A 15,653-nucleotide genomic window follows, 5' to 3' on the forward strand; every position below is an offset into this window, starting at 1 on the left:
GCCCATAGCGGGAGTTTAGCCTGAAGGGGTGGAGGCCTTGAGGGAGGCCTGGCGCCTTTTCCAGGAGGGCGAATACTTTGAGGCCCACGAGGTCCTCGAGGAGGCCTGGCGGCAAGCGGAAGGGGAGGAGCGCCGCTTCCTCCAAGGGCTCATCCTCCTGGCGGCGGCCTTGCACCAGGCCAAGAGCGGGCGCAAGGGTCTGCGGAACCTAAGGAAGGCGGAAGGGAAGCTCCTGGGCCTCCCCTCCCCTTATCTGGGCTTAGACTGGCAGCCCCTCCTTGAAGAGGCCCGGCGTAGACTTGGAGCGTGAACGCTTGGGTCTACGCTTACCGCGGCGAGCAGGTGGAGAACCGGCACCGCATTTCCCTGGCCATCCATGGGCCGGGGGGTCTGCTGGCCTATGCGGGAAACCCGGGGTTATGGGCTTATATGCGCTCCTCGGCCAAGCCCTTCCAGGCCCTGGCCCTCTTCCTCACGGGGGCGGTGGAGCGGTTTGGCCTCACCGAAGAAGAAGTAGCCCTGGCCACCGCCAGCCACGACGGCACCCCGGAGCACGTGGCCGTGGCCGCCCGCTTCCTGGAGAAGCTGGGCCTGGGCCCCGAGCACCTGGTCTGCGGGGTCCACCCCCCCTTCTCCCGGGAGGCCCGGCGGGCCCTAGAGGAGGCTGGTCTAAGCCCCACCCCCCTCCACCACAACTGCTCGGGGAAGCACGCCGCCATGCTGGCCGCCGCCCTGGCCCTGGGGGCCCCGGTGGCGGGGTACGAAAGCCCGGACCACCCGGTGCAGCGCCTAAACCGCAAAACCCTGGCCGACCTTTCCGGGAAGGAGCCCGCCCACGCCACCGACGGCTGCAGCGTGCCCACCTTCGCCCTACCCCTGGCCCGGGCCGCCCGGGCCTTCTACCTCCTGGCCCACCCGGAGGAGGCCCTCGAGGCCTACCGGGAGCCCCTCCTCCGGGTGCAAAAGGCCATGCGCCGCCATGCCAAGCTGGTGGCGGGGCCGGGGAGCATCGACACCCTCCTCATGGAACGGCTTCCCCTGGTGGCCAAGAGGGGAGCGGACGGGTACTACGGCCTGGCCCTCCTGGAGGGCCCTAAAGGGCCCCTAGGGGTGGCCCTAAAGGTGGAGGACGGCGCCTCCCAGGCCCGAGAGGTGGCGGTGGTGGCCCTCTTGCGCCTTTTGGGCCTGGATCCCGGCCCCACCCCCTGGGACCGGCCGGAGGTGCGGAACCACCGGGGGCTTCTGGTGGGCCACCTCGAGGCCCAGCTGGACCTCACCTGGGTGTAGAGGCCAAAGGACCCCTTCGGCGCTTTCCCTCTACGCCTTTACCATCCACCCCGCCACCCCCACTGGTCGGAAGAGGACGCCCCACGGGCCGGGAGGGCGATAAGACCCCCTGGCCCCGTATCACCCCAGGGCGCGGGGGAAGGCAGAAGCGCCCTAGACTAGGTTGTCCCCAGAAACCCTTTCCCCCGGGACACCCTTGGCATCGTTCCCTTTCCCGCTAAAGGGTCGCGGTGGACCGAAGGCAGCCTCCTTGCGTTGACATCCCGGGGAGGGGAACATATAATTCCTTTTGGAAAAGCTTCCATAGGGGGACGATATGAGGCGTAGGGATTTTCTCAAGAAGGTGGGCGTGGGGCTTGCGGCCAGCTTCGTTCTGGGGCCTGCGGTGGTTCGGGCTCAAACGGGCCCCGTCATCCGGGTAGCCGGGGACTCCACCGCCGTAGGCGAGGGCGGCCGCTGGATGAAGGAAATGGTGGAGGCTTGGGGCAAGAAAACCGGCACCCGGGTGGAGTACATCGACGCCCCCCCAGACACCAACGACCGCCTGGCCCTCTACCAGCAGTACTGGGCGGCCAAGAGCCCCGACGTGGACGTCTATATGATCGACGTCATCTGGCCGGGCATCGTGGCCCCCCACGCCGCTGACCTCAAGGCGTTCTTCTCCGAGGCCGAACTCAAAGAGTTCTTCCCCCGCATCGTGCAGAACAACACCATCCGCGGCAAGCTCACCTCTATCCCCTTCTTCACCGACGCGGGCATCCTCTACTACCGCAAGGACCTCTTGGAAAAATACGGCTTCAAGAACCCACCCCGCACCTGGGCCGAGCTGGAGCAGATGGCCAAAAAGGTGATGGAGGGAGAGCGCAAAGCGGGCAACCGCGACTTCTGGGGCTTTGTCTTCCAGGGCAAGGCCTACGAGGGCCTCACCTGCGACGCCTTGGAGTGGATTTACTCCCACAAGGGCGGGCGCATCATTGAGCCCGATGGCACCATCAGCATCAACAATGGCCGTGCGGCCCTGGCCCTGAACACCGTGCGCCGCTTTGTGGGCACCATCGCCCCCTCGGGGGTCACCAGCTATGCCGAGGAGGAGGCGAGGAACGTTTGGCAGCAGGGCAATAGCCTCTTCATGCGCAACTGGCCCTACGCCTACGCCCTGGGTCAGGCGGAGGGAAGCCCCATCCGGGGCAAGTTCGGGGTCACAGTCCTTCCCAAAGGCGGTGCAGACGCGCCCAACGCCGCCACCCTGGGGGGCTGGCAGCTTATGGTTTCCGCCTACAGCCGCTACCCCAAGGAGGCCGCCGACCTGGTGCGGTACCTGGCTTCCTACGAGGTGCAGAAGGACAACGCCGTCCGGCTTTCCCGCCTGCCCACCCGTCCAGCCCTTTATACCGACCGGGATGTGCTGGCCAAGAACCCGTGGTTCCGCGATCTCCTTCCCGTCTTCCAGAATGCGGTTTCCAGGCCCTCCGATGTGGCCGGGGCCAGGTACAACCAGGTATCCGAGGCCATCTGGACCGAGGTGCACAGCGTCCTCACTGGGCGTAAGACCGGAGAGGTGGCGGTGAGGGACCTCGAGGGCCGCATCCGCCGCATCCTGCGCTAAGCCCTTGATCTCCCGGGGGGCCTTTAGGCCCCCCGGCGGGCTATCCTCAAGCATCATGCTCACGCAACGGCAAGTCCGCCTGGCCTGGCTTCTGGTCCTCCCCACCCTCCTGGTGGTGGCCCTGGTGGCCGGCTATCCCCTGGCCCAGGTCTTCTACTGGTCCTTCTTCAAGGCCGACATCGCCTTCGTGGAACCTCCCCAGTTCGTGGGCCTGGAGAACTACCGCTTCCTCCTCCAAGACCCCGACTTCCGCCAGGCCCTATGGAACACGGTGAAGTTCACGGTGATCTCGGTCAGCCTGGAAACCCTCTTGGGGCTGGCCATTGCCCTGGTCATCCATTCCAATTTCAAGGGGCGGGGATTGGTGCGCACCGCCATCCTCATCCCCTGGGCCATCCCCACGGTGGTTTCCGCCAAGATGTGGCAGTGGATGCTCCACGACGTCTACGGGGTCATCAACGTCCTCGGGGTAAAGCTCGGCCTCCTGGCCCAGAAGGTGGCCTTCCTGGCCCGTCCTGAGCTGGTCCTGCCCGCTATCATCGCCGTGGACGTGTGGAAGACCACCCCTTTTATGGCGCTTCTCCTCCTGGCGGGGCTACAGCTCATCCCCGAGGAACTTTACGAGGCGGCCAGCATCGACGGTGCCACCCGCTGGCAGCAGTTTTGGACCATCACCCTCCCCCTCCTCACCCCCGCCTTGGTGGTGGCCCTTATCTTTCGCACCCTGGACGCGCTTCGGGTCTTTGACGTCATCTTTGTGATGAGTGGGGTGAACCCCGCCACCCGCACCCTGGCGGTCTACAACCGCCAAACCCTCATCGACTTCCAGGACCTGGGCTACGGCTCGGCCATCAGCGTGGCCATCCTGGTCCTCATCTTCCTTTTCGTGGTCTTCTACATGCGCACCCTGGGGAAGGAGGCCTTGAAATGAAGCCGCTTTCCCGCATCCTGAGCCGCACCCTCTTCTACCTCCTGGTGATCTTCGTGGTGGTCTACAGCGTCTTCCCCTTTTACTGGGCGGTCATCTCCAGCTTCAAGCCCTCGGGTGCCCTCTTCGCCGCCGACCCCAGCTTTTTGCCCCTACCCTTCACCCTGGAGCACTACAAGAGCGTCTTCCTGCAGGCGAACTTCGGTCGCAACCTGCTGAACTCCCTCCTGGTGGCGGGCGGGGCCACCCTGCTCTCCCTGGTCCTGGGGGTCTTGGCCGCCTACGCCTTGGGCCGCCTCCCCTTCCCTCCCCGGAACGCCGTGCTCTACCTGGTCTTGGCCATGACCATGTTCCCCCAGATCTCCGTGTTGGGAGGGCTGTTCATGCTCCTTCGGCAAGCGGGCCTCTTCAACACTCACCTGGGCCTCATCCTCTCCTACCTCCTCTTCACCCTGCCCTTCACCGTTTGGGTGCTGGTGGGCTACTTCCGGGGGCTTCCCCGGGAGCTGGAAGAAGCCGCCTACGTGGATGGGGCCACGCCCCTACAGACCCTCCTCCGCATCATGCTCCCCCTCACGGGGCCGGGGCTCGTGACCACGGGGCTCCTCTCCTTCATCGCCGCCTGGAACGAGTACCTCTTCGCCCTGACCTTTACCGTGGGAGACGCGGTCAAGACCGTGCCCCCCGCCATCGCCAGCTTTGGGGGGGCCACGCCCTTTGAGATCCCCTGGGGGTCCATCATGGCCGCCAGCGTGGCGGTGACCGTGCCCCTGGTGGTGCTGGTCCTGGTCTTCCAGCAGCGCATCGTGGCCGGGCTCACCGCCGGAGCGGTTAAGGGGTAAAGCACCTACCCCGCCCGCAGGCCCAAGAGCAACCCCCCCACGAAGCTGGCCCCGAAGGGGAGGTTGTAGGTGAGGGTTTGGACCAGCCTTTCCCAGAGGCCTTGCAGGCCCGGCTGCTGGAGGAGGGGCTCCACGTCCTTTTGGATGCGGGTCCAGTCCACCTGGACGTACCCGGCCTGGGCCAGGAGCTGCAGGGCGATGAAGAGGAGGCCGAGGCCGATGGCCAGGAGGCGGCCCACCTTCTTCAGGGCGTAGCCCACCGCGTAGCCCGCCAGGCCGCCGAAGGTCATCTGCCCCAGGTAAGGGGTGAGGTCGGGTAGCTCCACGCCTCTCACCCTAGCGGGAAAGGCCAAGAGGGGCAACTACCGGAGGCCCAACAGGTCGGCCTTCTCCTTCATGGCCTCGAGGACGAAGGCCATGTGCTCATCCAGGGAAAGGCCCAGGTCCTCGGCCCCCATCCGGATCTCCTCCCGGTTCACCCCTTTGGCGAAGGCCTTGTCCTTGAACTTCTTCTTGAGGCTTGGGAGCTCCAGGCCCAGGATGGAGCGGTCAGGGCGCACGTAGACCGCGGCGGTGATGAGGCCCGTGAGCTCGTCCACCGCGAAGAGGGCCTTGGCCATGAGGCTTTTCCGGGGCACCCCGGTGTAGGAGGCGTGGCCCAGGATGGCCTCGAGGACCTCTTCCGGGTAGCCCAAGCGCCTTAGCTCCTCCACCCCCCGGTAGGGATGCTCCTGGGGGTACTTCTCGTAGTCCATGTCGTGGAGGACGCCGGCCACGGCCCAAAGCTCCTCGTCCTCCCCAAAGCGGCGGGCGTAGGCCCGCATGGCCACCTCCACCGCCCGCATGTGCCGCCTCAGGGACTCGCCTTCCGTCCAAGCCTCCATGAGGGCTAAGGCTTCCGCAAAGCTCGGCATGCCCTAAAGTATAGCCATGCGCCTAGGTTACGGGGAGGATAGCCACCGCCTTATAGAGGGAAAACCCCTATACCTCTGCGGCCTCCTGATTCCAAGCCCCCACGGGGCCCTGGCCCACTCCGACGGGGACGCCGCCCTGCACGCCCTTACCGACGCCCTCTTTTCCGCCTACGGCCTTGGGGACATCGGCCTCCACTTCCCCGACACCGACCCCCGCTGGCAGGGGGTGCGGAGCGAGGTCTTCCTGAAGGAGGCCCTGCGCCAGGTGGAAGCGCGGGGGGGGAAGCTGGTGCAGGCGAGCCTGGTCCTCATCCTGGACCGGCCCAAGCTCTCTCCCCACCGGGAGGCCCTCTTGGAAAACCTCTCCCGCCTCCTCGGCCTGCCCATAGACCGCATCGGCCTCACCTTCAAGACCTCGGAGGGCCTGGCGCCAGAGCACGTGCAGGCCCGGGCGGTGGTGCTTTTGGATGGTTGAGGCCCTGGTCTGGCTCGGCACCCTGGTCTTCGCCGCCACCGGGGCCCTGAAGGGGGTGGAGAAGGGCTTTGACCTCCTCGGGGTCCTGGTCCTGGCCACGGTGACGGCGGTGGGGGGCGGTTCCATCCGCGACGTCCTGGTGGGCACCCTGCCCCCCACGGCCCTGAGGAACGAACCCCTTCTTTGGAGCGTTGTCCTGGTGGGGCTTCTCGTCTTCCGCTTCCACCCCAGGGTGCAGGCCCTGGAAAGGCCCATCTACTACCTGGACACCCTGGGCCTCGGCCTCTTCGCCGCCTTAGGGGCGGAGCGGGGCCTGGAGGCGGGGCTTGGGCCCTTTGGGGTGGCCCTGGCGGGCACCCTCTCGGGAGTGGGAGGCGGGGTCTTGCGGGACGTGCTCTCCGGAGAGGTGCCCGGCATCCTCTACCGGGCGGGGGACCTCTACGCCTCCGCCGCTTTGGTGGGGGCGCTTTTGGTCTACGCCCTCCACGGCGCCCACCCGGAAGCCTCCCTCTTCGCCGGGGCCTTGGCCACGGTCCTCCTCCGGGTCTTCGGCAGGCGGCTTGGCCTGAGGCTTCCCACCCCAAAGTGAAAGGCCCCACGAGGCCTTCGGCCCCGTGGGGACCCCGGCAGGAGCCTACTTCAGCTTGGCCAGCTCCTGCCGGGCCCTTTCCTGGTCGTAGCGGTCAGCGGCGGTCCTGGCGGGGAGGGCGAGGGCGGTTTCCAGCTGCTTCCTGGCCTCCTCCTTCTTGTTCCAGGCGGCCAGGACCTTGGCGTACTCCACCCGGTGGATGATGACCTCAGGCTCCAGCTCTATGGCCTTTTTCATGAGGGGCTCCACCCGGGAGGCGTCCGCCCCTTGGGTGGCCGCCACCAGCCAGCCCTTCTGCACCAGCTCAAAGTGCCAGAGGGCTAGGGCCACCATGGCCCCGGCATGGTCGGGCTTGAGCTTAAGGGTCTTCTCCAGGTCCCCCTTGATCTTGGGGGCCAGGCCCTCGGCCAGGGCCTCGAGGATCCCCTTGAACTGGGAAAGCCTGCCCAGGGCCCGGGCCCGCTCAAAATACCCCTCCGGGTAGTCCGGGGCCTTGGCGATGGCCTGGGAGGCGGCCTTCTCCGCCCGTTCAAACCAGGCGCGCTTCTCCTCGGGCTTGGCCTGGTAGAGAGCGTAGAAGCTCGCCCCCTTGGCCGCCAAGGCCAGGGCCTCGGGGGTGCCCAGCTTCAGCCCCGCCTCGTAGGCCTCCTGAAACCGCCCCGCGTCCACCAGGGCCACCACCTGGGGCGCCTGGGCCAGGCCCTGGGCCAAAAGGGATGCCGCAAGTAAAGGTATCCAGCGCTTCATGGGCTTCACCCGCAGGGGATTATACCTGGTCCAAGGGGAAGGAGCGTAAACTGGAAGCCATGAGGCTTATTACGGGGCTTTTGGTGCTCCTGGGCCTTGCCCCCTTCGCCTTGGCCCAGGGCGCCGAGGAGTATTTCGCCCGCTGCGCCCGCCTTTACGGGCAAGGGGCCTTGGACAGCGCCCAGGCCACCTGCGAGCTGGCCCTGGTGAGCGACCCCGAGCACCGCCCAAGCCTCCGCCTCCTGGCCCGCATCCACCTGGAGCGGGGGGAGCTGGCCCAAGCGGAGAGCTACCTGGAGCGCCTGGGGGAGGACCCCGAGGGCGCCCTCCTCCGCGCCCGCCTTCTCCTGCGCAAGGGGAAGCCCAAGGAGGTGCTCCAGCTCTCCCTGCCCCCGGGGCCTGAGGCTAGGCTCCTCCAAGCCCTAGCCCTGGAGAAGCTGGGCCGCCTCGAGGCGGCCCTCGCCTTGGCCCAAGGCCTCCCCCCCACCCCCGAGGCCCGCCTCCTCCTGGCCCGCCTCCACCTGGCCCTGGGGCGCCCCGAAGAGGGCCTCGCCCACCTGGGCTCCTCCCTGGAAGAAGAGGTGGAGCGGGGCCGCCTCCTGTTCCTGGTGGGCCAGCCGGGACAGGCCATCCCCCTCTTGGAAGGGGCGCTGCCCAAGCTTTCCGGGCGCCCCGACCTCCAGGCCAAGGCCCTCTCCACCCTGGCCCTGGCCTACCTGGGCCAGGGGAACCTGGAGCAGGGCTGGGACGCCTTGCGCCAGCTCTCCCAGATGGAAAACCTCCCCGCCCGCTTCCTGGCCCGGGCCTGGCCCTGGTTCTCGGTCCTTCTCGTCTTTCTTGTCCTGGTCCTGCTGGGCGAGAGCCGCATCGAGCCCTTGCGGACCCTCGAGGTGGTGGAAGACCCCTTGCCAGGCCCAGGAAGCCTCTACCTCCTGGTGCTCGGCGCCCTCCTCCTGGCCTTGGGCTTCGCCCTTTTCCTGGGCAAAACCCTCTTTAGCAACGCCCTGGCCCTCCTCACCCCCTACCAGCAGCAGGCGCTTTTGCCCTCTTTCTACCTCACCTACGGCCTTCTCCTCTTCCTGGGACTCCTCCTGTGGCAGCGGAAACGCCTGCCCCCCCTCTTGGGCCCCTGGGGGAGCTGGGTGGAGGGGTTCTGGGTGGGACCGGCTTTGGTGCTCCTCCTTTTCCTCTATGGGTGGGTCCGGGGTCCTTTGGGGTTCTCCACCCTGCCCCTCAACCTCCTCACCTTCCTGGGCCTCGCCCTTATGGAACCCTTCTTCCGCGGCCTGGCGCCGTGGGTTCTCAAGGAGCGCTACCGGGACCTTGCCCCCCACCTCTCCGCTCTCCTCTTCGCCCTGGCGGTGCCCGGACCCACCCCCTTGCTTCTCCTTCTGGGCGCAGGGCTCCTCTGGGCCAAGGAGCGGGCGGGAAGCGTCCTAGGGGTGGCCCTGGGCTGGGTGGTGGCGGGGGTGGTCTTAGCCCTTTTCCCCGCCTCTTGGTTGCGGCGCTTTTAGGATGCGCCCCGTCTTCTTTCTCTCTGACTTCGGCCTGGAAGATCCTTACGTAGGGGTGGTGAAGGCCGTCCTCCGGCAAAGGGCCCCCGGGGTGAAGGTGGTGGACCTGGCCCACGCCCTGCCCCCCCAGGACCTGCGCCGGGCGGCCTACGCCCTCTTTGAGGCTTTGGCCTACCTGCCGGAGGGGGCCGTGGTTCTGGCGGTGGTGGACCCCGGGGTGGGCACCAGGAGGCGGGCCATCGCCGCCATAGGAAGGCGCCTTTACGTGGGGCCTGATAACGGCCTCTTCACCCTGGCCTGGCTCCTGGACCCCCCTCAAAGGGCCTTTCTTCTGGAAAAGGTGCGCCCACCCGCACCCCAAGGCGTCCAGACCCTTGGGGGCTGGGCCCCGGGGGGCCACACCTTCCACGGCCGCGACCTCTTCGCCCCCGCCGCCGCCCACCTGGCCCTGGGGCTCCCGGCAGGGGAGCTGGGCCCGGAGGTGCCCGTGGGAAGCCTCCTTCGCCTTCCCCTCCGTCTGAGCCCGGGGCCGGAGGGGGAGGTGCTCACCTTTGACCGCTTTGGCAACGCCATCACCACCCTCCTCCAAGCCCCCCTAGGGGCCTGGGTGGAGGTAGGAGGTAGGCGGGTGCCGGTGCGGCGCACCTTCGGCGAGGTGGGGGAGGGGGAAGCGGTGGCCTACCTGGGAAGCGCCGGCCTTTTGGAGGTGGCCGTGAACCGGGGAAGCGCCAAGGAGGCCTTGGGCCTGAAGGAGGGGACGCCCGTCCGGCTCCTTTAGAGCTCCGCCACCCAGCGCCGGACCTCCGCCAGCAACTCCCCGGCGGTAAAGTCCAGGCTCACCGGGGTGATGGAAATGTAGCCCCGGCGCACGGCATAGAGGTCCGTGCCCTCCTCCTCCTCGCCCACGGGGGTGCCGGCGATCCAGTAGTAGGGCCGACCCTCGGGGTCCAGGCGCTCCACCACCTTGTCCTCCCAGTGATGGGTGGAGAGCCGGGTGACCATGACCCCCTTGGGCGGACCTGGGGGGAAGTTCACGTTGAGGAGCACCCCCTTGGGCAGGCCCTTCGCCATCACCAGCCGGGCAATCCTCACCGCCCACGCCGCCGCCTCGGCGAAGTTCAGCTCCTCCCCCGAGGTGTCCAGGCTAAAGGCGATGGAGGGAATGCCCAAGGAGGTGCCCTCCAGGGCCGCGGCCACCGTGCCGGAATGGGTGAGGTCCAGGCCCAGGTTCACCCCGATGTTGATGCCGGAAACCACCAGGTCGGGCCGGCCCAAAAGGTGAACGCCCAGCACCACGCAGTCCGCAGGGGTGCCGTCCACCCGGTAGGCCGGCACCTCGCCGAAGCCGGCGCTGGCGGTGTGTTTGAAGCGCAGGGGGCGGCGGACGGTGATGCCGTGGCCCACCGCGGACTGCTCCACGTCCGGGGCCACCACGTAAACCTCGCCCAAGGCCCGCATGGCCAGGCCCAGGGCCTTGATCCCGGGGGAGAAGATGCCGTCGTCGTTGGAAACCAGGATGCGCATGGCTTAAGCCTAAAGCAAAAAGGCCCCCGAAGGGGCCTTTGGGCGGAAAGATCCTTTAGAGGCGGCGGACCTTCTTGGCCTGGGGGCCCTTGCCGCCCCGGCCGGCCTCCACCTCGAACTCCACCCGTTCCCCCTCGTTCAGGGTGCGGAAGCCCTCGGCCTCGATGGCCGTGAAGTGCACGAACACATCCGGACCCTCTTCCTGCTGGATGAACCCGTAGCCTTTTTCCGCGTTGAACCACTTGACGGTACCCTTCTTCATGCTTCTCCTTCATCCCGAAAACCCACTTGGTTTTCCAGGGACCCTTCACTATCCCACGGGGGGAGGAAAAAGTCAAGCCCCAAGGCACGGAGCCTTGGGGCCGGGGAGTCCAGGAGGGTCTAGTGGTGGTGCCCGCCCTCGTGCACGTGGCCGTGGAGGATCTCCTCGGGGGTGGCCTCCCGCACCCGCACCACCTGCACCTCAAAGTCCAGGTCCTTGCCCGCCAGGGGGTGGTTGAAGTCGATGGTGACCTCCTCCCCCTGGACCTCCACCACGGTGAGGGGCATGGGGTTCCCCTCCATGTCCTGGGCGTAGAACTGGGCCCCCGGCACCACCTCCGCGTCCTCGGGGAAGGCGGAAAGGGGCACCACCTGCACCCCCTCGGGGTCGTGGGGGCCGTAGGCCTTCTCCGCAGGCACGTGGGCCCGGAAGGTATCCCCCTCCTGCCGACCTTCCAGCTCCTCCTCGAGGCCCCGGATCAGGTTGCCGTGCCCGTGCAGGTAGGAAAGCTCCCCCTGGTCCAAAACCTCCCCCTCCACCTGGAGGGTGTAGCGGATGGTCACTACCTTGTCCTGTTCAACCTTCATGTTCACCCTTTCGCAAGCCAGGCTTGCTCCCCTTAGCCTAGCAGACCGGTCGCGCGGGGAAAAGGCCAGGCCCACCCTCCTCGCCCCCAAGGGGGTTCCCAGCCCCTGCCAGGGTCTATAGTGGGGGTATGCGGGTGGAAGAGGTCATCGGCAACACCCCGGTGGTGCGCCTGGCCAAGGTGGTGGAGCCCGGCATGGCCGAGGTGTGGGTGAAGCTGGAGGGCCAGAACCCGGGGGGGTCCATCAAGGACCGCCCCGCCTGGTACATGATTAAGGACGCCGAGGAAAGGGGCCTCCTCCGCCCCGGCTCGGGCCAGGTCATCGTGGAGCCCACCAGCGGCAACACCGGGATTGGCCTGGCCATGATCGCCGCCAGCCGAGGCTACCGCCTCATCCTCACCATGCCCGCCCAGATGTCGGAGGAGCGGAAGCGGGTGCTGAAGGCCTTCGGCGCCGAGCTCGTCCTCACCAACCCCAGCCGCCGGATGCTGGCCGCCAGGGAGGAGGCCTTGCGCCTTAAGGAGGAGCTTGGGGCCTTCATGCCCGACCAGTTCGCCAACCCCGCCAACGTACGGGCCCACTACGAGACCACCGGACCGGAACTCTTTGAAGCTTTAGAGGGGCGGATCGACGCCTTCGTCTACGGCTCGGGCACCGGGGGGACGATTACCGGGGTGGGCCGCTACCTGAAAGAGCGCCTACCCCAGGTGAAGGTCTACGCCGTGGAGCCGGCGCGCTCTAACGTCCTCTCCGGGGGCAAGATGGGCCAGCACGGGTTCCAGGGCATGGGCCCGGGCTTCATCCCCGAGAACCTGGACCTCTCCCTCCTGGACGGGGTGATCCAGGTGTGGGAGGAGGAGGCCTTCCCCCTGGCGAGGCGGCTCGCCCGGGAGGAGGGGCTTTTCCTGGGGATGAGCTCAGGGGGCATCGTCTGGGCAGCCCTGCAGGTGGCCAAGGAGCTCGGCCCCGGCAAGCGGGTGGCCTGCATCAGCCCGGACGGGGGCTGGAAGTACCTCACCACCCCCCTCTACGCCGAACCCTAGCGCCGCACCACCTGGGCGTCCTTGGGGTAGCGCTTGAGGTCCTGAGCCCTGAGGGCAGCCCGCTTGAACTCCACCACCTTGAGGTCTGCCAGGACCTTCCCCGCCTCGTCGCGGAAGACGAAGCGCACGGGGCGGGGGTCGGCCTTGAGGATGTAAAGCTCCAGGCTGGCAAAGCCCTGCCCCTCCTTGGCCTGGCCAAGGAGCTTCCAGGCTGTCCCCTCCGGCAGGCGCTCCTCCCCTACCACCCGGAGGGCCACCCGCTCGGAAAGCCCCTTGAGGTCCCCCAGGCCCTGGGGGCTGAAGCCCAGGCCCTGCACCTGGGCCTTCTCCTTGGGGCTGATGATGAGCTGGTTGGTGAGGTAGAGGTAGTTCCAGACCTCTTTCTCGGTGATGACGGTGAAGTTCCCCTCCAGGGAGCCTGGCTTTTGGAACTCTATGCGGAAGAGGTTTTCCTTGGGGAGGGCGAAAACCCTGGCCCTAAGCCCCTCCTGGCCCGAAGGGCCCTGCACCAGGCCCTGGACCACCGCCTGCCAGGGGTCTTGCAGGTTCTTCTCCACCCGGTCCAGGATCTCCGTCGCGGACTGGGTTAGAGCTAGGGCAAAGAGCAAGGGCAAAAGCGCCAACATGCGTTTCATGGCCACCTCCAGATGTAGCGGACCCAGGCGTAGGGAAAGCCCTTGTAGCCCCCCTCGAGGCCCAGGTCCCCCACCCACGCCCCCACGCTACCCGCAAAGGGGTAGGAGAGGGTGAGGAAAAGGCTAGCCTCCCCTAAGTAAAGGCCCGCCTCGAGACGGTTCAGCCCCCCTAGGCGCAAGGCCAGGTCCAGGACCTCCATCCCCTCCCCCACCTCCCCCTTCCATCCCAAAACCAGGTAGGGGAGGCGGGAAGCCCCTGCCCCCAGGGTGTACGTGGCCCCTTCCCGAAGGGCGTAGGTGGCCTCGGCCCGGGCCACCTCCCCCCGCTCCAGGAGGAGGCCCACCACCTCCTTGGGCAGGAGGCGGTAGCGGAGGGCCACCCGCCCGAAAAGCCCCGCCTCGGGGAAAAGGGGAAGGGCCTCCTGGGGGCGGTAGCCGAGCCGCCCTTCCAAGGCGATGGGCCCCGCCCCGCCCTCGGCGAAGAGGGCGCCTCCAAGCCCCCCCTCCCCCACCTCCCCCTGCACCCCGTAGGCCAGGTAGCCCAAGGGCCCCAAGGAAAGGCTTCCCATCAGGCCCAAGGCCCCCCGCCCCGGCCCGAGGCGGAGGTAGGCCTCCCCCGCCTCCAGGGCGAGGGCGGCCTCGAGGGTGGGCGCCAAAGCCCCAGGCACCCCGTACACCCCCGCCTCCAGCCGCCCCTGGGCCAAGGCCGAAGAAAGCCCCAAGAAAAGCCAGAAAAGCGCCCGCCTCATACCGCCACCTGCCTCTGGAAGCGCGCGGAGGCCAGAAAGAGCACCAGCCCCGAGAAGAGGGCCAGGGCCAAAAGGTGGGGCCAGAGCACCCCAAGCCCCACCCCTTTCAGCATCACCCCCCGCAGGACCTCAATCAGGTAGCGGGCGGGTACCAGGTAGGAGAGGAGCTGGAAGAGGCGGGGCATGCCGTCGATGGGGAAGACGAAGCCGGAAAGGAAGATGGTGGGAAAGGCGTAGGCGTAGGTGCCGAAGACCGCCTGCACCTGGGTGCGGGCCAGGGTGGAGATGAGGACCCCCGCGGCCAAGGAGCCCAGCACGAAGAGGAACATGGCCAAGAGGAGCAGGGCCAGGCTTCCCCGCACGGGCACCCCGAAGACCCAGTGCCCCAGGGCCAGCACCAGCAGGGCCACCCCAAAGGCGATGAAGAGGTAAGGCAAAACCTTCCCCAGCACCATCTCGTGGGGACGCAGGGGGGAGGCGAGAAGGCTTTCCATCATGCGGCTTTCCGCCTCCCGCACGATGGAAAGGGCGGTGAGGAGCACGGTGAACATGGTGAGGACCAGGCCGATGATGCCGGGGATCATGAACCAGGCGGTCTTGTTCTCCGGGTTGTAGAGGGTGTGGAGGCTGGGGCTCAAGGGGGGCAGGACGCTCTCCCCCGCCAGGGCCCGGCCCACGAGGATGCGGGCGTTCACCTCCTGGATGGCCTTCCGGAGGGCGGCCTGGGCCTGGAAGGCGAAGTTGGGGTCGGTGCCGTCCACGTAGACCTCCAGGCTCACGCTCTCCCCCCGGCGCACCTTTTCCAGAGCCGCCGCGGGCACCACCAGGCCCACCCGGGCCTGGCCCCGGTCCACGGCGCGCACCACCTCCTCGGGGGTTTTGGCCTGGAGGGCCAGGCGGAAGAGGTCTTCCCGGGTGAGCTCCTGCAGGAGGGTCTGGCTCACGCGGTCCTGGGAGGCATCGTGGACCGCCAGGGGGATGCCCTTCAGGGTGAAGTTGATGGCGTAACCGAAAAGGAGGAGCATGAGGCTGGGCAGAAGCACGATGAGCCGGGGCAGGACGTGGTCCCGGCGGATCTGCAGGAACTCCTTTTCCGCCAAGGCCAGGATGCGGTTCATAGGGCCTCCTTGCTGAGGAGGGCGAAGACGTCCTCCAGGCTGGGCTCCACCTCCTGGAGTCCCTCCAGGGTCACCTCTTTCCGGACGATGAGCCGCACCCCCTCTCCGCTTGGCCAGGCCTCGAGGACCCCCGGCCATCCCCGCACCGCCTCCAGCGAGGCCCCGGGAGCGAAGAGGAAGCGGGCCCGCTCCTTGGCCATGGCCTTCAGCTCCTGGGGGGTGCCCGCCGCCAGGACCCGCCCGGCGAAGAGCAGGGCCAGGCGGTGGCAACGCTCCGCCTCGTCCATGTAGTGGGTGGTGACCAAAACCGCCGCCCCCCCGGCCGCCTCCTGGTGGATGAGCTCCCAGATGCTCCGGCGGGAAAGGGGGTCCAGGCCCGTGGTGGGCTCGTCCAGGAAGAGGACCTCAGGACGGTGGACCACCGCTTGGGCCAGGGCCAGCCGCTGCCGCCACCCCCCGGAGAGGTGGCCGGCCAAGCTCCGGGCGTAGGGCCAAAGGCCAAAGCGCTTTAAGGCCTCCTGGGCCAAAGCCCGGGCCTCCTTGGGCCGGTAGAGGCGGGCGCGGAAGAGGAGGTTTTCCTCCACCGTAAGATCCCGGTAGACGCTTTGCTCCTGGGTGGCGTAGCCGATCTTGGCCTTCACCCGGTGGGGCTCCTTCGCCACCTCCAGCCCCGCCACCCAAGCCCTCCCCCCATCGGGCTTGAGAACCCCGGTGAGGACCCGCACCAGGGTGGTCTTCCCCGCCCCATTGGGCCCGAGGAGCCCGAAAACCTCCCCTGGGCGCACCTGAAGGCTCACCCCGTCCAAGGCCTTCACCTCCCCGAAGCTTTGCGT

20 protein-coding genes and 1 pseudogene are annotated in these 15,653 nt (G+C 67.8%); 10 read left to right on the forward strand and 11 right to left on the reverse strand.

Going from position 1 to position 15,653, the window contains the following annotated elements:
• The first annotated feature begins 28 nt into the window (after positions 1–28).
• The 5 genes from L1088_RS05575 (at position 29) to L1088_RS05595 (ending at position 4,663) form a co-directional block, all read left to right on the forward strand.
• Positions 29–310 (forward strand): DUF309 domain-containing protein, encoded by a 282-nt coding sequence (locus tag L1088_RS05575; RefSeq protein ID WP_038048639.1) that lies wholly within the window; start codon positions 29–31, stop codon positions 308–310.
• On the forward strand, positions 307–1,287 hold the full coding sequence (locus L1088_RS05580; protein WP_234554079.1) for an asparaginase: 981 nt from the start codon (positions 307–309) through the stop codon (positions 1,285–1,287). The genes L1088_RS05575 and L1088_RS05580 overlap by 4 nt, the downstream gene beginning before the upstream one ends.
• Positions 1,288–1,603: 316 nt before the next feature.
• Complete coding sequence (locus tag L1088_RS05585) at positions 1,604–2,893, forward strand: ABC transporter substrate-binding protein (RefSeq protein ID WP_234554080.1); 1,290 nt, start codon at positions 1,604–1,606, stop codon at positions 2,891–2,893.
• Positions 2,894–2,948: 55 nt separating this feature from the next.
• On the forward strand, positions 2,949–3,824 hold the full coding sequence (locus L1088_RS05590; protein ID WP_038040906.1) for a carbohydrate ABC transporter permease: 876 nt from the start codon (positions 2,949–2,951) through the stop codon (positions 3,822–3,824).
• On the forward strand, positions 3,821–4,663 hold the full coding sequence (locus L1088_RS05595; protein ID WP_234554081.1) for a carbohydrate ABC transporter permease: 843 nt from the start codon (positions 3,821–3,823) through the stop codon (positions 4,661–4,663). Before L1088_RS05590 ends, L1088_RS05595 begins: the two co-directional genes overlap by 4 nt.
• A gap of 5 nt (positions 4,664–4,668) precedes the next feature.
• On the opposite strand, the gene L1088_RS05600 is transcribed toward L1088_RS05595, so the two are convergent.
• Both L1088_RS05600 and L1088_RS05605 read right to left on the reverse strand, forming a co-directional pair.
• Positions 4,669–4,989, reverse strand: coding sequence for an FUN14 domain-containing protein (locus L1088_RS05600; protein ID WP_167764528.1), 321 nt, complete (start codon positions 4,987–4,989; stop codon positions 4,669–4,671).
• Between the two features lie 36 nt (positions 4,990–5,025).
• A complete protein-coding gene (locus L1088_RS05605; RefSeq protein ID WP_038040910.1) occupies positions 5,026–5,577 on the reverse strand; it encodes an HD domain-containing protein in 552 nt (183 codons plus the stop codon).
• Between the two features lie 16 nt (positions 5,578–5,593).
• Between L1088_RS05605 and ispF the strand changes: the two genes are divergently transcribed.
• Positions 5,594–6,052 (forward strand): 2-C-methyl-D-erythritol 2,4-cyclodiphosphate synthase, encoded by a 459-nt coding sequence (ispF, locus tag L1088_RS05610; RefSeq protein WP_234554082.1) that lies wholly within the window; start codon positions 5,594–5,596, stop codon positions 6,050–6,052.
• Complete coding sequence (locus L1088_RS05615) at positions 6,045–6,641, forward strand: trimeric intracellular cation channel family protein (RefSeq protein WP_234554083.1); 597 nt, start codon at positions 6,045–6,047, stop codon at positions 6,639–6,641. Before ispF ends, L1088_RS05615 begins: the two co-directional genes overlap by 8 nt.
• A gap of 45 nt (positions 6,642–6,686) precedes the next feature.
• Here the strand turns inward: L1088_RS05615 and L1088_RS05620 are convergent, their stop codons facing one another.
• Positions 6,687–7,388, reverse strand: coding sequence for a tetratricopeptide repeat protein (locus L1088_RS05620; protein ID WP_234554133.1), 702 nt, complete (start codon positions 7,386–7,388; stop codon positions 6,687–6,689).
• 59 nt (positions 7,389–7,447) lie between these two features.
• Here L1088_RS05620 and L1088_RS05625 point away from each other — a divergent pair, with 59 nt between their 5' ends.
• Both L1088_RS05625 and L1088_RS05630 read left to right on the forward strand, forming a co-directional pair.
• Positions 7,448–8,902 carry a tetratricopeptide repeat protein gene (locus tag L1088_RS05625; RefSeq protein WP_234554084.1) on the forward strand — a complete coding sequence of 485 codons (1,455 nt, stop codon included), beginning with the start codon at positions 7,448–7,450 and terminating at the stop codon, positions 8,900–8,902.
• Position 8,903: 1 nt separating this feature from the next.
• The gene (locus L1088_RS05630) at positions 8,904–9,680 is read left to right on the forward strand and encodes a (R)-S-adenosyl-L-methionine hydrolase (protein ID WP_234554085.1); all 777 of its coding nucleotides are present in this window, start codon (positions 8,904–8,906) and stop codon (positions 9,678–9,680) included.
• Here L1088_RS05630 and surE read toward each other — a convergent pair.
• From surE to L1088_RS05645, 3 genes are all read right to left on the reverse strand, one after another.
• Entirely contained in the window at positions 9,677–10,426 is a 750-nt protein-coding gene (gene surE, locus L1088_RS05635) for a 5'/3'-nucleotidase SurE (RefSeq protein ID WP_234554086.1), read from the reverse strand. The two genes, L1088_RS05630 and surE, sit on opposite strands and share 4 nt — an antisense overlap.
• A gap of 55 nt (positions 10,427–10,481) precedes the next feature.
• Positions 10,482–10,688 carry a cold-shock protein gene (locus tag L1088_RS05640; protein ID WP_038048619.1) on the reverse strand — a complete coding sequence of 69 codons (207 nt, stop codon included), beginning with the start codon at positions 10,686–10,688 and terminating at the stop codon, positions 10,482–10,484.
• Positions 10,689–10,807: 119 nt separating this feature from the next.
• Positions 10,808–11,275 carry an FKBP-type peptidyl-prolyl cis-trans isomerase gene (locus L1088_RS05645; protein WP_234554087.1) on the reverse strand — a complete coding sequence of 156 codons (468 nt, stop codon included), beginning with the start codon at positions 11,273–11,275 and terminating at the stop codon, positions 10,808–10,810.
• 128 nt (positions 11,276–11,403) lie between these two features.
• On the opposite strand from L1088_RS05645, the gene cysK reads away from it, so the two are divergent.
• Positions 11,404–12,318 (forward strand): cysteine synthase A, encoded by a 915-nt coding sequence (gene cysK / locus L1088_RS05650; protein ID WP_234554088.1) that lies wholly within the window; start codon positions 11,404–11,406, stop codon positions 12,316–12,318.
• On the opposite strand, the gene L1088_RS05655 is transcribed toward cysK, so the two are convergent.
• The 5 genes and pseudogenes from L1088_RS05655 to L1088_RS12600 form a co-directional block, all read right to left on the reverse strand.
• Positions 12,315–12,953 carry an outer membrane lipoprotein carrier protein LolA gene (locus tag L1088_RS05655; protein ID WP_234554089.1) on the reverse strand — a complete coding sequence of 213 codons (639 nt, stop codon included), beginning with the start codon at positions 12,951–12,953 and terminating at the stop codon, positions 12,315–12,317. The genes cysK and L1088_RS05655 overlap by 4 nt on opposite strands.
• A complete protein-coding gene (locus L1088_RS05660; RefSeq protein ID WP_234554090.1) occupies positions 12,950–13,702 on the reverse strand; it encodes a hypothetical protein in 753 nt (250 codons plus the stop codon). The genes L1088_RS05655 and L1088_RS05660 overlap by 4 nt, the downstream gene beginning before the upstream one ends.
• Entirely contained in the window at positions 13,699–14,820 is a 1,122-nt protein-coding gene (locus L1088_RS05665) for an ABC transporter permease (protein ID WP_234554091.1), read from the reverse strand. Before L1088_RS05665 ends, L1088_RS05660 begins: the two co-directional genes overlap by 4 nt.
• A complete protein-coding gene (locus tag L1088_RS12595; protein WP_438948061.1) occupies positions 14,817–15,260 on the reverse strand; it encodes an AAA family ATPase in 444 nt (147 codons plus the stop codon). Before L1088_RS12595 ends, L1088_RS05665 begins: the two co-directional genes overlap by 4 nt.
• A pseudogene (locus L1088_RS12600) lies at positions 15,258–15,614 on the reverse strand (ATP-binding cassette domain-containing protein); the annotation flags it as partial. The pseudogene L1088_RS12600 and the gene L1088_RS12595, both read right to left, overlap by 3 nt.
• Positions 15,615–15,653: the final 39 nt, after the last annotated feature.

This window comes from Thermus caliditerrae (assembly GCF_021462525.1).
GTDB lineage: Bacteria > Deinococcota > Deinococci > Deinococcales > Thermaceae > Thermus > Thermus caliditerrae.

Coding starts and splice junctions, on each gene's coding strand:
- L1088_RS05625 (WP_234554084.1), top strand. CDS start 7,448: ATGAGGCTTATTACGGGGCTTTTGGTGCTCCTGGGCCTTGCCCCCTTC.
- surE (WP_234554086.1), bottom strand. CDS start 10,426: ATGCGCATCCTGGTTTCCAACGACGACGGCATCTTCTCCCCCGGGATC.
- L1088_RS05620 (WP_234554133.1), bottom strand. CDS start 7,388: ATGAAGCGCTGGATACCTTTACTTGCGGCATCCCTTTTGGCCCAGGGC.
- L1088_RS05655 (WP_234554089.1), bottom strand. CDS start 12,953: ATGAAACGCATGTTGGCGCTTTTGCCCTTGCTCTTTGCCCTAGCTCTA.
- L1088_RS05660 (WP_234554090.1), bottom strand. CDS start 13,702: ATGAGGCGGGCGCTTTTCTGGCTTTTCTTGGGGCTTTCTTCGGCCTTG.
- L1088_RS05605 (WP_038040910.1), bottom strand. CDS start 5,577: ATGCCGAGCTTTGCGGAAGCCTTAGCCCTCATGGAGGCTTGGACGGAA.
- L1088_RS05585 (WP_234554080.1), top strand. CDS start 1,604: ATGAGGCGTAGGGATTTTCTCAAGAAGGTGGGCGTGGGGCTTGCGGCC.
- cysK (WP_234554088.1), top strand. CDS start 11,404: ATGCGGGTGGAAGAGGTCATCGGCAACACCCCGGTGGTGCGCCTGGCC.
- L1088_RS05640 (WP_038048619.1), bottom strand. CDS start 10,688: ATGAAGAAGGGTACCGTCAAGTGGTTCAACGCGGAAAAAGGCTACGGG.
- L1088_RS05645 (WP_234554087.1), bottom strand. CDS start 11,275: ATGAAGGTTGAACAGGACAAGGTAGTGACCATCCGCTACACCCTCCAG.
- ispF (WP_234554082.1), top strand. CDS start 5,594: ATGCGCCTAGGTTACGGGGAGGATAGCCACCGCCTTATAGAGGGAAAA.
- L1088_RS05665 (WP_234554091.1), bottom strand. CDS start 14,820: ATGAACCGCATCCTGGCCTTGGCGGAAAAGGAGTTCCTGCAGATCCGC.
- L1088_RS05630 (WP_234554085.1), top strand. CDS start 8,904: ATGCGCCCCGTCTTCTTTCTCTCTGACTTCGGCCTGGAAGATCCTTAC.
- L1088_RS05615 (WP_234554083.1), top strand. CDS start 6,045: ATGGTTGAGGCCCTGGTCTGGCTCGGCACCCTGGTCTTCGCCGCCACC.
- L1088_RS05590 (WP_038040906.1), top strand. CDS start 2,949: ATGCTCACGCAACGGCAAGTCCGCCTGGCCTGGCTTCTGGTCCTCCCC.
- L1088_RS05595 (WP_234554081.1), top strand. CDS start 3,821: ATGAAGCCGCTTTCCCGCATCCTGAGCCGCACCCTCTTCTACCTCCTG.